The sequence below is a fragment of the Chromobacterium sp. HL1 genome, assembly GCF_057418835.1.
Genome location: NZ_CP162399.1, coordinates 1,423,869 through 1,436,938, shown reverse-complemented (window position 1 = coordinate 1,436,938; position 13,070 = coordinate 1,423,869). Strand labels below are relative to the sequence as shown.

The 13,070-nt window shown below is 64.3% G+C and carries 9 protein-coding genes and 1 tRNA gene; 8 read left to right on the top strand and 2 right to left on the bottom strand.

The window, feature by feature from the left end; translation table 11 throughout:
* Nucleotides 1–24: 24 nt before the first annotated feature.
* Together thrS and AB1Z25_RS06710 are read right to left on the bottom strand one after the other, a co-directional pair.
* Nucleotides 25–1,926: a threonine--tRNA ligase gene (gene thrS, locus AB1Z25_RS06715; RefSeq protein WP_486636864.1), complete on the bottom strand. Its 1,902-nt coding sequence runs from the start codon at nucleotides 1,924–1,926 to the stop codon at nucleotides 25–27.
* A 175-nt stretch (nucleotides 1,927–2,101) separates the two neighbouring features.
* Nucleotides 2,102–2,178, bottom strand: a tRNA-Val gene (locus tag AB1Z25_RS06710).
* A 160-nt stretch (nucleotides 2,179–2,338) separates the two neighbouring features.
* Between AB1Z25_RS06710 and tgt the strand changes: the two genes are divergently transcribed.
* The 8 genes from tgt (at nucleotide 2,339) to AB1Z25_RS06670 (ending at nucleotide 13,062) form a co-directional block, all read left to right on the top strand.
* The gene (gene tgt, locus AB1Z25_RS06705) at nucleotides 2,339–3,454 is read left to right on the top strand and encodes a tRNA guanosine(34) transglycosylase Tgt (protein WP_486636863.1); all 1,116 of its coding nucleotides are present in this window, start codon (nucleotides 2,339–2,341) and stop codon (nucleotides 3,452–3,454) included.
* A gap of 131 nt (nucleotides 3,455–3,585) precedes the next feature.
* A complete protein-coding gene (gene yajC, locus AB1Z25_RS06700) occupies nucleotides 3,586–3,912 on the top strand; it encodes a preprotein translocase subunit YajC (RefSeq protein ID WP_043633815.1) in 327 nt (108 codons plus the stop codon).
* Between the two features lie 68 nt (nucleotides 3,913–3,980).
* Nucleotides 3,981–5,828: a protein translocase subunit SecD gene (gene secD, locus AB1Z25_RS06695; protein WP_107800249.1), complete on the top strand. Its 1,848-nt coding sequence runs from the start codon at nucleotides 3,981–3,983 to the stop codon at nucleotides 5,826–5,828.
* A gap of 9 nt (nucleotides 5,829–5,837) precedes the next feature.
* Nucleotides 5,838–6,773, top strand: coding sequence for a protein translocase subunit SecF (gene secF, locus AB1Z25_RS06690; RefSeq protein ID WP_107800250.1), 936 nt, complete (start codon nucleotides 5,838–5,840; stop codon nucleotides 6,771–6,773).
* Between the two features lie 107 nt (nucleotides 6,774–6,880).
* Nucleotides 6,881–7,525 carry a DedA family protein gene (locus tag AB1Z25_RS06685; protein ID WP_107800251.1) on the top strand — a complete coding sequence of 215 codons (645 nt, stop codon included), beginning with the start codon at nucleotides 6,881–6,883 and terminating at the stop codon, nucleotides 7,523–7,525.
* A 69-nt stretch (nucleotides 7,526–7,594) separates the two neighbouring features.
* Nucleotides 7,595–9,490 (top strand): DNA mismatch repair endonuclease MutL, encoded by a 1,896-nt coding sequence (gene mutL / locus AB1Z25_RS06680; RefSeq protein WP_486636862.1) that lies wholly within the window; start codon nucleotides 7,595–7,597, stop codon nucleotides 9,488–9,490.
* Nucleotides 9,491–9,493: 3 nt separating this feature from the next.
* Nucleotides 9,494–10,315 carry an MBL fold metallo-hydrolase gene (locus tag AB1Z25_RS06675; protein ID WP_235089427.1) on the top strand — a complete coding sequence of 274 codons (822 nt, stop codon included), beginning with the start codon at nucleotides 9,494–9,496 and terminating at the stop codon, nucleotides 10,313–10,315.
* A 365-nt stretch (nucleotides 10,316–10,680) separates the two neighbouring features.
* On the top strand, nucleotides 10,681–13,062 hold the full coding sequence (locus AB1Z25_RS06670; protein ID WP_319792928.1) for a chitinase C-terminal domain-containing protein: 2,382 nt from the start codon (nucleotides 10,681–10,683) through the stop codon (nucleotides 13,060–13,062).
* Nucleotides 13,063–13,070 lie beyond the last annotated feature (8 nt).

Genomic DNA, 13,070 nt, shown 5'->3' with positions numbered 1-13,070 from the left:
ACTCAATGCCTGCCGTCGCCGGAATCAGGCCCCAGGCATCTCAGCCTTGAGGCGCGCAATCAGCGCATCCAGCGTAAGCTGCCCCAGGTCTTCCCCGCGGGAGCGTACGGCAACCAACTCGCCAGCCTTCTCCTTGTCGCCGACGATGATCTGATACGGCAACTTTTGCAGACTGTGCTCGCGAATTTTATAGCCGATCTTCTCGTTTCTCAAGTCAAGATCAACGCGGAAGCCATGTTCGCGCAGTTCGGCGGCCACATTGGCCGCGTATTCGGCCTGCGCTTCGGTGATATTCATCACCACCATCTGCACCGGAGCCAGCCACAAGGGGAAGGCGCCAGCGTGGTTTTCGATCAGGATGCCGAGGAAGCGCTCCAGCGAACCCAGCGCCGCGCGGTGCAGCATCACCGGGCGCTTGCGGCTGTTGTCGTCGGCCACGTATTCGGCGTCCAGACGCTCCGGCAGCATGAAGTCCAGCTGCAGGGTGCCGCACTGCCAGGAACGGCCCAGCGCGTCCTTGATGTGGTATTCGATCTTGGGGCCGTAGAACGCGCCCTCGCCCGGCAGCTCTTCCCACTCCACGCCGCAGGCGCGCAGCGCTTCGCGCATGCCTTCTTCCGCCTTGTCCCAGGTGGATTCTTCGCCGATGCGTTTTTCCGGACGCAACGCCAGCTTGATCGCCACCTTGTCGAAGCCGAAGCGCTCGTACACTTCCATCACCAGGCGATGGAAATCCTTGGCCTCCTGGTTGATCTGGTCTTCGGTACAGAAGATGTGGCCGTCGTCCTGCACGAAGCCGCGCACGCGCATGATGCCGTGCAGCGCGCCGGACGGCTCGTTGCGGTGGCAGGAGCCGAACTCGGCGTAGCGCAGCGGCAGATCGCGATAAGAACGCAGACCGCTATTGAACACCTGCACGTGGCCCGGGCAGTTCATCGGCTTGACCGCGTAGTCGCGCTTTTCCGATTCGGTGATGAACATGTTCTCGCGGTAGTTGGCGGCGTGGCCGGAACGCTCCCACAGATGGGCGTCCATCATCATCGGGGTGCGGATTTCCTTATAGCCTTCGCGGTTCAGCTTCTCGCGCATGTATTGCTCGACGCTCTGCCACAGCTGCCAGCCCTTGGGATGCCAGAACACCATGCCCGGCGCCTCGTCCTGCAGGTGGAACAGGTCCAGTTGCACGCCCAGCTTGCGATGGTCGCGCTTTTCCGCCTCTTCCAACATATAGAGATAGGCGTCCAGGTCTTCTTTCTTGGCCCAGGCGGTGCCGTAAACGCGCTGCAGCATTTCATTCTTGCTGTCGCCGCGCCAGTAGGCGCCGGCCACCTTCATCAGCTTGAACACCTTGAGCTTGCCGGTGGACGGCACGTGGGGGCCGCGGCACAGGTCGGTGAATTCGCCCTCGCGGTACAGGCTCAGCACTTCGCCCTGCGGGATGGATTCGATGATCTCGGCCTTATAGGCCTCGCCTATGCTCTTGAAGTAGGCGATGGCTTCGTCGCGCGGCAGCTCGTAACGCTCCACCGGGATGTCTTTCTTCGCCAGCTCGGCCATTTTCTTTTCAATGGCGGCCAGGTCTTCCGGCGTGAACGGGCGCTTGTAGGCGAAATCGTAGTAGAAGCCGTTTTCGATCTCCGGCCCGATGGTGACCTGGGCTTCCGGGAACAGCTCCTTCACCGCATAGGCCAGCAAGTGGGCGGTGGAGTGGCGGATGATGGACAGGCCGTCCGCGTCCTTGTCGGTGATGATGGCCAGGTCGGCATTGCGGTCGATGGCGTAAGAGGTGTCCACCAGCGCGCCGTCCACGCGGCCGGCGAGCGCCGCGCGAGCCAAGCCTGCGCCGATGGATGCGGCCACTTCATGAACCGTTACCGGTTTATCGAACGAACGGATCGAGCCGTCCGGCAAGCGAATGTCTGGCATGTCAACTCCAACAAGGCGAGAGAGAAATTTTTAGAAAGCTTAGGATAAAAAAAAAGTGCGGCCTGAGCCGCACTTTTTTTGCATGGAACAACCCGCAAGGCTCAGCTAGCGTGAGTATGTCGGGTTGTGGTAGTTCGCAAGTTGGACACTTGTAACGCTCCATGCGTTTGAATTTTGGTAGGCACGATTGGACTCGAACCAACGACCCCCACCATGTCAAGGTGGTGCTCTAACCAGCTGAGCTACGTGCCTGTCGTCGAGCTGCGAATACTAAACAAGCCCGCTACGCTTGGCAAGCGTTTTTTTCATCCGCCGCGAGGAAGAAACCGCGACAAAGCCCCAGCGGGCGCGGCTTACGGTATACTAGCCGGCTGATTTTGCTAAACAAACATACCAGAGCAATCCCCGAATCATGCTGAAGTTTACCGTACATAAAACCTCCGGCGGCGCGCGGCGCGGCACGCTGGAGCTGAACCACGGCACCGTGGAGACGCCGGTGTTCCAGCCGGTGGGCACTTACGGCTCGGTCAAGGCGATGAGCCCGGTCGAGCTGAACGACATCGGCGCCCAGATCATTCTGGGCAACACTTTCCACCTGTGGCTGCGCCCGGGCCTGGAGATCGTCGAACAGTTCGGCGGCCTGCACGAGTTCATCGGCTGGGACAAACCCATCCTCACCGATTCCGGCGGCTTCCAGGTGTTCAGCCTGTCCGATATGCGCAAGCTGACCGAGGAAGGCTGCACCTTCCAAAGCCCGATCAACGGCGACAAGCTGTTCCTGAGCCCGGAAATCTCGATGAAGATCCAGACCGTGCTCAACTCCGACATCGCGATGCAGCTGGACGAGTGCACGCCGGGCCAGGTGGATCACGCCACCGCGCAGAAGTCGCTGCAGATGAGTTTGCGCTGGGCCGAGCGCTCGCGCCGCGCCTTCGACGATCTGAAAAACCCCAATGCGCTGTTCGGCATCGTCCAGGGCAACCTTTATACCGATTTGCGCCAGGAATCGCTGGAAGGCCTGATGCAGGTCGGCTTCGACGGCATCGCCATCGGCGGCCTGTCGGTGGGCGAGCCCAAGCCTGAGATGTACCGGATGCTGACCGAGTTGAAGGACATGCTGCCGGCTGAGAAGCCGCATTATCTGATGGGCGTGGGCACGCCGGAGGATTTGGTGCACGGCGTGGCCAACGGCGTGGACATGTTCGATTGCGTGATGCCGACGCGCAACGCGCGCAACGGCTGGATCTTCACCCAGTGGGGCGACGTCAAGATCAAGAACGCGCGCTACAAGGACGACAAGAAGCCGCTGGACGAGGAATGCGAGTGCTACGCCTGCCGCAACTTCAGCCGCGCCTATCTGCACCACCTGCACCGCGTCGGCGAGATTCTGGGCGCCCGCCTCAACACCATACACAATCTGCATTATTACCAGGAGCTGATGCGCCAGATGCGCCGCGCCATCGAGGAAGACCGTTTCGAGGACTTCCGCCTGGAGTTCGCCGCCAAGCGCGCCCGCGGCGTCAACTGAGGAACCACCTGCGCGGTCGGCCTGTCACAGGCCTGACCGTCGCAAGCATTGGAAAAAGCGGACCAGCATGGCTACAATGGTCCGTTTATTTCGACCAGCCATAACAATACATAATCTAAGGGAGTAGTTTGATGTCCTTTATCAGCCCCGCCTTCGCCAACACCGGCGCCGCAGTAGGAGGTTTCGACCTGATGGGCTTCCTGCCCATGATCGCCATCTTCGTGCTGTTCTGGTTCCTGATGGTGCGCCCGCAGCAGAAGCGCATGAAAGAGCATCAGAAGATGCTGTCGGAAATCCAGAAGGGCGATGAAGTCGCCACCCAGGGCGGCATCGTCGGCCGCGTGGCCAAGATCGGCGAACAGTTCCTGACTCTGGAAATCGCCAACGGCGTGGAAATCACCGTTCAGCGCGGCTCGGTTTCCGCCAAGCTGGAAAAAGGCACGCTGAAGTCGCTGTAAGGATTCAGCCGACGGCCACCGCAGCACGCTGCCGGTGGCCGGTTCATTTTCTTTTCCCGAACTAAAACATGAACCGCTACCCTCTTTGGAAATACCTCGTCATTGCGGTGGCCCTGATCCTTTCCGCGATCTACACGCTGCCCAATTTCTACGGCGAGACTCCCGCGGTCCAGGTCTCCAGCTCGCGCCAATCCATTCCGGTGGACACCGCCGTGATGACGCGCGTGGAAGAGGCGCTGAAAGCGCAGAACATCTCTCCCGACGGCCTGTTCCTCGACGGAACCAGCCTGCGAGTCCGCTTCAAGGACGCCGACACCCAGCTCAAGGCGCGCGACGCCATCCAGCACGCGCTGGGCGACAACTACATCATCGCGCTTAATCTGCTGTCCGCCTCCCCCGCCTGGCTGACCAGCCTGAAGGCGCACCCGATGTTCCTCGGCCTCGACCTGCGCGGCGGCGTGCACTTCCTGCTGGAAGTGGACATGAAGGCCGCCATCGACAAGACGATGGAACGCTACGCCGGCGACTTGCGCCGCGAGCTGAAGAACAAGAAAGTCCGCTACGGCGCGATCAAACGCAACGGCAATACGCTGGAAGTGCAGCTGCGCGACGCCGACACGCTCAAGGCCACTCAGGACGTGGTCTACCGCAGCCTGCCCTCGCTCACCGTCAAGAGCGACGACGGCAACTACCGGCTGACGCTGACCCTGAAGCCGGAAGAGATCACCAAGATCCAGGGCGACGCGGTCAAACAGAACATCACCACGCTGCATAACCGCGTCAATGAGCTGGGCACCTCCGAGCCCATCATTCAGCAGAACGGCCCCAACCGCATCGTGGTGCAGCTGCCCGGCATCCAGGACACCGCCCGCGCCAAGGACATCATCGGCCGCACCGCCACGCTGGAAGTGCGCATGGTGGAAGACGACCCGAGCAAGATGGCCGACGCGATGGCCGGCAATGTGCCGGCCGGCTACGAGCTGCTGGACGAAGCCTCTTCCCGCGGCGTGCAGAAGATTCTGGTGCGCAAGGACGTTGAACTGACCGGCGACAATATCAACGACGCCCAGGCCGGCTTCGACGAAAACGGCGCGCCCGCCGTCCACATCAATCTGGACTCCGCCGGCGCCTCCATCTTCCGTCAGGTGACCGCCGAGAACATCGGCCGCCGCATGGCGATGGTGCTGGTGGAAAAAGGCCGCGCCGAAGTGGTGACCGCTCCGGTGATCCGCTCCGAAATCGGCGGCGGCCGCGTGCAGATCTCCGGCAGCATGAACCCGGCCGAAGCCAACGACACCGCCCTGCTCTTGCGCGCCGGTTCGCTGGCCGCGCCGATGAACATCGTCGAAGAACGCACCGTAGGCCCGAGCCTGGGTCAGGAAAACATCGAGAAAGGCTTCCACGCCACGCTGTGGGGCTTTGCCGCCATCGCCACCTTCATGGTCCTGTACTACGGCATGTTCGGCGTGTTCTCCGCGCTGTCGCTGGCGATCAACGTCTTCCTGCTGCTGGCGCTCTTGTCCATGATCCAGGCCACGCTGACCCTGCCCGGCATCGCCGCCATCGCGCTGGCGCTGGGCATGGCCATCGACGCCAACGTACTGATCAACGAGCGCATCCGCGAGGAGCTGCGCAACGGCGTGCCGCCGCATTCGGCGATCCAGGCCGGTTACACCCACGCCTGGCACACCATTCTGGACTCCAACGTCACCACGCTGATCGCCGGCCTCGCGCTGCTGATCTTCGGCTCCGGCGCGGTGCGCGGCTTCGCCGTGGTGCACAGCCTGGGCATCCTGACCTCGATGTTCTCCGCGGTGGTGATTTCCCGCGGCCTGGTCAACCTGTGGTACGGCCGCCGCCGCAAACTGACCACGCTGGCCATCGGCCAGGTGTGGAAACCGGAAAACAAAGGATAAGGACCGGATATGGAGCTTTTCCGCATCAAACGGGACATCCCGTTCATGAGCTACGGCCGGCTCACCACGACCATCTCGCTGGTGACCTTCATCCTGGCCATCTTCTTCCTGGCCACCCGCGGCCTGAACTACAGCGTGGAATTCACCGGCGGCACCGTGCTGGAAGTGCAGTACCAGCAGTCCGCCGACCTGGGCGCCATCCGCGACAAGGTGGACGAGCTCAAGCTGGGCGAATCCACGGTGCAGAGCCTGGGCAGCAGCCGCGACGTGATGATACGCCTGCCCAACAAGCCGGGCGTCACCTCCGCCCAGCTGTCGGAAAAAGTGATGGCCATGCTCAAGGCCGGCGATCCTCAAGTGCAACTGCGCAAAGTGGACTTCGTCGGCCCCAGCGTGGGCGAGGAACTGGTGACCCACGGTCTGACCGCCACCATCCTGGTGTGCGTGGGCATCATGATCTACCTGGCCATCCGCTTTGAATGGCGTTTCGCCATCGCGGCCATCATCGCCAACATGCACGACGTGGTGATCATCCTGGGCTGCTTCGCCTTCTTCCGCTGGGAGTTTTCGCTGACCGTGCTGGCCGGCATCCTGGCGGTGCTGGGCTACTCGGTGAACGAATCGGTGGTGGTGTTCGACCGGATTCGCGAGAACTTCCGCAAGCCGGGCATGAAGGGCCACAGCGTGGCCGAAGTCATCGACAACGCCATCACCGCCACGATGAGCCGCACCATCATCACCCACTTCTCCACCGAGATGATGGTGGTGTCCATGCTGCTGTTCGGCGGCCCGGCGCTGCACGGCTTCGCGATGGCGCTGACCATCGGCATCGTGTTCGGCATTTACTCCTCGGTGCTGGTCGCCAGCCCGATCGCCCTGTGGCTGGGCGTGAAGCGCGAACATATGATCAAGCCGGTGAAACCAAAAGAAGAAGCGGTCGTCTGATCACTTCCCTCATGAGCCTCATTTAAAAAGGTTCTGATTGCTGGCCGGCTTGTCCGGCCAGTTTTACTTTCAACCCGAGCAGCACCCTTACCGAGCGCAACGACATCATGGAAGCCATCACTTTTCTGATCGACTTCATCCTGCACATCGACACTCATCTGTCCCAGCTGGTGGCCGCCTACGGCCCCTGGATCTACGCCATTCTGTTTCTGATCGTGTTCTGCGAAACCGGACTGGTGGTCACCCCCTTCCTGCCCGGCGACTCGCTGCTCTTCGTCGCCGGCGCGCTGGCGGCCATGGGCCAGATGAACCCGCACTTGCTGGTGCTGCTCCTGATCGTCGCCGCCATCCTCGGCGACGCGACCAATTACGCCATCGGCCGCAACGTCGGCATGAAGCTGTTCGACAAGTTTCCGCGCATCCTGAAGCCGCAATACCTGGACCGGACCCACGCCTTCTACGAACGCCATGGCGGCAAAACCATCATCTTCGCCCGCTTCGTGCCCATCGTGCGCACCTTCGCGCCCTTCGTCGCCGGCATCGGCAAGATGCACTACCCGCAGTTCCTGCGCTACAACGTGGTGGGCGCCATCGCCTGGGTGGTCGGCTTCACTTACGCCGGCTACTTCTTCGGCAACCTGCCCTTCGTGCGCAAGAACCTGGAATTGCTGATCTTCGGCATCATCCTGGTCTCCTTCCTGCCGGGGCTGATTGAAATCTGGCGCCACAAGCGCGCGGCCGCCCGCGGCTGATCCGTAGTAGAATCGACAAGGCCGCCGTAGCGCGGCCTTTTGCTTTGACATCACGCCCCAATGCCGCCCATGAAACGCATCCAACGCCTGCCCGACCACCTCGTCAACCAGATCGCCGCCGGCGAAGTGGTGGAACGCCCCGCCTCCGCGCTCAAGGAAATACTGGAAAACAGCCTGGACGCCGGCGCGTCCAAGATCACGGTGGACCTGGCCCAGGGCGGCATCAAGCTGCTGCGCGTCACCGACAACGGCGGCGGCATCGCGGCGGAAGACCTGGCGCTGGCGCTGGATCGCCACGCCACCAGCAAAATCGCCTCGCTGGACGATCTGGAAAACGTCGCCACCCTGGGTTTCCGCGGCGAGGGCCTCGCCAGCATCGCCTCGGTGTCGCGGCTGACCCTGGTCAGCCGGCCGCCGGACGCCGAACACGCCCATCAGCTCATCGCCATCGACGGCGCGCTGCACCCGGTGGAGCCGGCCGCCCACGCGCCCGGCACCAGCGTCGAGGTGGTGGACATCTATTTCAACACCCCGGCGCGGCGCAAATTCCTGAAAAGCGAGAACACCGAATACGCGCACTGCGAGGCCGTTTTCGAGCGCATCGCCCTGGCCCACCCCCATGTGGAGTTCATGCTGCGCCACAATGGCAAGGTGATCTGGCGCCTGCCGGCGCAAAGCCTGGCCGAACGCGTGGCCGCGATGCTGGGCAAGGATTTCGTCGCCGCCGCCATCGAGATCGACACCGCCGCCGGCCCGCTGACGCTCAGCGGCTTCGTCGCCTCCCCCACTTACTCCAAGGCCAGCCGCGACGCCCAGTACTTCTACGTCAACGGCCGCTTCGTCCGCGACAAGACCGCGCTGCACGCGCTGCGCCAGGCCTACCGCGACGTGCTGCACCACGATCGCCATCCGGCCTACGCGCTGTTCCTGACCATGGAGCCGTCCGGCGTCGACGTCAATGTGCACCCGACCAAGATCGAAGTGCGCTTCCGCGAATCGCAGGCCATCCACCAATTCCTGTTCCACAGCGTGCACAAGGCCTTGGCCAGCACCACCGCCGGCGCCGCGCCTACCGTTCAGATCGCCGGCGCCGACTCGGCGGCCGAACCCGCGCTGGCCCAGGGCGAATCCGCGCCCTTGTTCGACAAACCGTTCAACCGGCCCGCCGCGCCCTCCTCCGGCCCGGCCGGGGGACAACCCGCCTTCCGCTACCAGCAGCAGGCGATGCCGCTGCACGTGGCCAGGGAAGCCACCGGCATCTACGACAAGCTGTTCGGCGGCCTGCGCGAGGAAGAACGCGCCCAGCCCGCCGCGTCGGCGCCGGTGGAGTACAGCCTGCCGCCGCAGCGCGTGGCCGCGCTGCCGCAAAGCGCGGACGGCGTTCCGCCGCTGGGCTTCGCGCTGGCGCAGCTGCACGGCGTCTACATCCTCAGCCAGTGCGAAGACGGGCTGATCCTGGTGGACATGCACGCCGCCCACGAACGCATCGTCTACGAACAGCTGAAAACCGCGCTGGAGGCCGACACCATCCCGATGCAGCCCTTGCTGCTGCCGGTGTCCTTCGCCGCCGATCGCATGGAGGTGGCCACCGCCCACGAACACGGCGAGGAGATGAAGCGGCTGGGCATGGAACTGGCGCCGCTGTCCCCCACCCAGATCGCCGTGCGCGGCGTGCCGGTGTGGCTGAAGGATGGCAATCCGGTGGACCTGGCGCGCGCGGTGCTGAAGGATGTGCGCGAGTTCGGCCTCAGCCAGGTGCTCACCGAGCGCCGCAACGAGCTCCTGGCCACCATGGCCTGCCACGGCGCGGTGCGCGCCAACCGCCAGCTGACGCTGCCGGAAATGAACGCCTTGCTGCGCGATATGGAAGCCACCGAACGCTCCGGCCAGTGCAACCACGGCCGCCCCACCTGGACCCGGTTGTCCATGCGCGAGCTGGACAAGCTGTTCATGCGCGGTCAATAAGCGATGCGCGTCACTGTACTGGCGGAAAACCACAGCCTGCGGCCGGACTTGATCGCCGAGCCCGGCCTCGCGCTGCTGATCGAGGACGGCCCGCACCGCATCCTGTTCGACACCGGCCGCAGCGACGCGCTGCTGCGCAACGCCAGTCAGCTGGGCGTCGATCTCGCCGCGCTCAGCCAGGTGGTGTTGTCGCACGGCCATTACGATCACAGCGGCGGCCTGCCGGCGCTCAGCCGGCTCTTGCGCCAGCGCGCGGCGGCGCCGCTGCCGCTGCTGGCCCATCCCGAGGCCTTCCGTGCGCGCGAAGCGCGGCTGGGGCCGATCACGCTGCGCAAGCTGGGCTCGCCGCTCGCCGAAGCCGATCTGCAAGCCAGCTTCGAGCTGCAATTGCACGCCCGGCCCCACGCCTTCGCCGACCGCTACGTCTTCCTCGGCCAGATTCCACGGCGGCGCCACGCCGAAGGCCGCGGCACCCTGGGCCGCCTCGTCGACGCGAGCGGCCACCGGCCTGACCCGGTGGCCGACGATTCGGCCCTGGTCTACCGCGGCGAGCAAGGCCTGATCGTCTTCAGCGGCTGTGCCCATTCCGGCATCCGCCACATCGTCGACTACGCGCGCGAAGTCTGCGCCGAGCCGCGCGTCCACGCGGTGATAGGCGGTTTCCACCTGCGCAGCGCGGCGCCGTGGCGCGTCTGGCGGACCCGCCGCTACTTCCAGCAACTGGCGCCGGAGGGCCTGTACGCCTGTCACTGCACCGGCTACGCCCGTCACGCGCTGGCGCGCCAGCACGCCATCGCCGCCGGCAGTCAACTGAGCTTCGACTAAACCGGTTTCGACAGTTCCTGCCGCGGAAAAACGACAGTTCGCTCTTTCCGCCATTATTCACGGTCGGCGTGCCGCATTGCAGCATTCCGACCGCCGCTCCGTCTCCTTCTCCCGCCTCCAAACCGCATAAACGCCGCCGCTGCGGGCTTTGGCCGTCCCGCCGCGCTCAGCGCGTCCGTCTTCGTCCGGGCGCTAGCAAAAAATGGCGCGAATACACCTGAAAAAAAGAACAGGTGTGTGCTTAGTCCTTCCCTGCACATGCTTAGGTCCAATACCACTTACATACAACTTTAATACAACTTAAATACAAGTCGGCGCGCCGCGCCGGCCTTTCGCCCCACCTTTTTCCAAGAAGGAGATGGACTGTGAGCAAAGCCTTACTGCTGCTGAAAACCGGCCTGGCCGGCACCGCCGTGGCCGGCGCCGCGCTGCTGGCCGCCCAGCACGCCCCCACCGCCGCCAAGGCGCCGGCATCCGCCGCCCGCGACGGCCTGATCAAAACCGCGGCCGCCAGCTGCGCCGACCCGGCCTGGAGCGCCGGCTCGATCTACACCGGCGGCCAGCGCGTCAGCTACCAGGGCCAGACCTGGGAGGCCAAATGGTGGACCCAGGGCAATACGCCCTCCGCCAGCGACGCCAGTCCATGGAAATTGATCGGCCAGTGCGACGGCGGCGGCGGCAACCCGACCGAACCGCCGCTGGTGCAAGTGCCTCCGCCCACCGGCAACGCGCTGTGCCGGCCGGAAGGGCTGGCGCGCACCGACGGCGTGGACGTGCCGTATTGCGCGGCCTACCAGAAAGGCGGCGCCGAGCAGTTGGCCAACGGCAGCCGCAAGCGGCTGATCGGCTACTTCACCAGCTGGCGCACCGGCAAGAACGGCCAGCCGGCCTACCTCGCCAGCGACATCCCCTGGGGCAAGCTCACCCACATCAACTACGCCTTCGCCCACGTGGACGGCAACAACCGGCTGTCGGTGGGCGAAAACAATCCCGGCAACCCGGCCACCGACATGAGCTGGCCGGGCGTGCCCGGCGCGGAAATGGACGCCAGCCTGCCCTATAAGGGCCACTTCAACCTGCTGACCCAGTACAAGCGCAAATACCCGGGCGTCAAAACCCTGGTCTCGGTGGGCGGCTGGGCCGAGACCGGCGGCTATTTCGGCGCGGACGGCAAGCGCGTCAACAGCGGCGGCTTCTACAGCATGACCATCAACGCCGACGGCAGCGTCAACCAGGCCGGCATCGACGCCTTCGCCGACTCCGCCGTCGCCTTCCTGCGCAAATACGGCTTCGACGGCGTGGACATCGACTTCGAATACCCGACCTCGATGAACGACGCCGGCAATCCGCTGGACTGGAGCGTCGCCAACGCCCGCCGCGGTTCGCTGAACAAGGGTTTCAACGCGCTGACGCGGACATTGCGCGAACGGCTGGACCGCGCCGCCTCCCAAGACGGCCGCTACTACCAGCTCACCGCCGCGGTGCCGGCCTCCGGCTATCTGCTGCGCGGCATGGAAGCCTTCCAGAGCCTGCGCAACTTCGACTTCGTCAACGTGATGTCCTATGACCTGCACGGCGCCTGGAACGAGTTCGTCGGCCCCAACGCCGCGCTCTACGACGACGGCAAGGACGCCGAACTGGCGCGCTGGAGCGTGTACACCACCGCGCAATACGGCGGCATCGGCTATCTGAACACCGACTGGTCCTACCACTACTACCGCGGCGGCCTGCCGGCGGCGCGCGTCAATATCGGCGTGCCCTACTACACCCGCGGCTGGAAAAACGTCAACGGCGGCAGCAACGGCCTGTGGGGCACTTCGGTGGGCGGCAACTGCCCGACCGGCCTGAAAACCTGCGGCGACGGCGCGGTGGGCATAGACAATCTGTGGCACGACCTGGACGAACAAGGCCGTGAAGTGGGCGCCGGCTCCAACCCGATGTGGCACGCCAAGAACCTGGAGAAAAACCAGGGCGGCAGCTATCTGTCCGCCTACCTGGACCCGAGCAAGCCGGAAAACCAGCTCAGCGGCAGCTATCAGCGTTTCTACAACGACACCCTGAGCGCGCCGTGGCTGTGGAACGCCGGCAAGAAAGTGTTCCTGTCCACCGAGGATGAGCAGTCCATCGCCAAGAAAGCCGCCTGGGTCGACGCCAACAACGTCGGCGGCGTGATGTTCTGGGAACTGGCCGGCGATTACGACTGGAAACAGGAGCGCAACGGCGGCAAGGGCGAGTACTTCATCGGCACCACGCTGACCAGCCTGCTGTACAACGCTTTCAGCAAACCGGCCGCCGTCAGCGTCAAGCCCGCCGCCGCAGCACCGGCCGCCACCGCCGCCATCGACGTCGGCTTCTCGCTGGACGGCTACGCGCTGGGCGACAGCAATTATCCGATCAACCCCAAGCTGACCATCACCAACCGTTCCGGCAGCACCCTGCCCGGCGGCACCGAGTTCCAGTTCGACGTGCCCACCTCGGCGCCGTCCAACTTCGCCGACCAGTCCGGCTTCGGACTCAAGGTGATCAGCGTCGGCCATAGCGGCAACAATATCGGCGGCCTGAAGGGCGACGCCCATCGCGTCTCGGTCAAGCTGCCGTCGTGGCAGTCGCTGGCGCCGGGCCAGAGCGTCAGCCTGGCCGTGGTCTACTATCTGCCGATCTCCGGCCCGCGCAACTTCAGCGTGACTTTGGGCGGCAAGACTTACGCCATCCGCGAGGAGGCGCCCTACCTGCCTTACCTACGCTGAGATCCGCT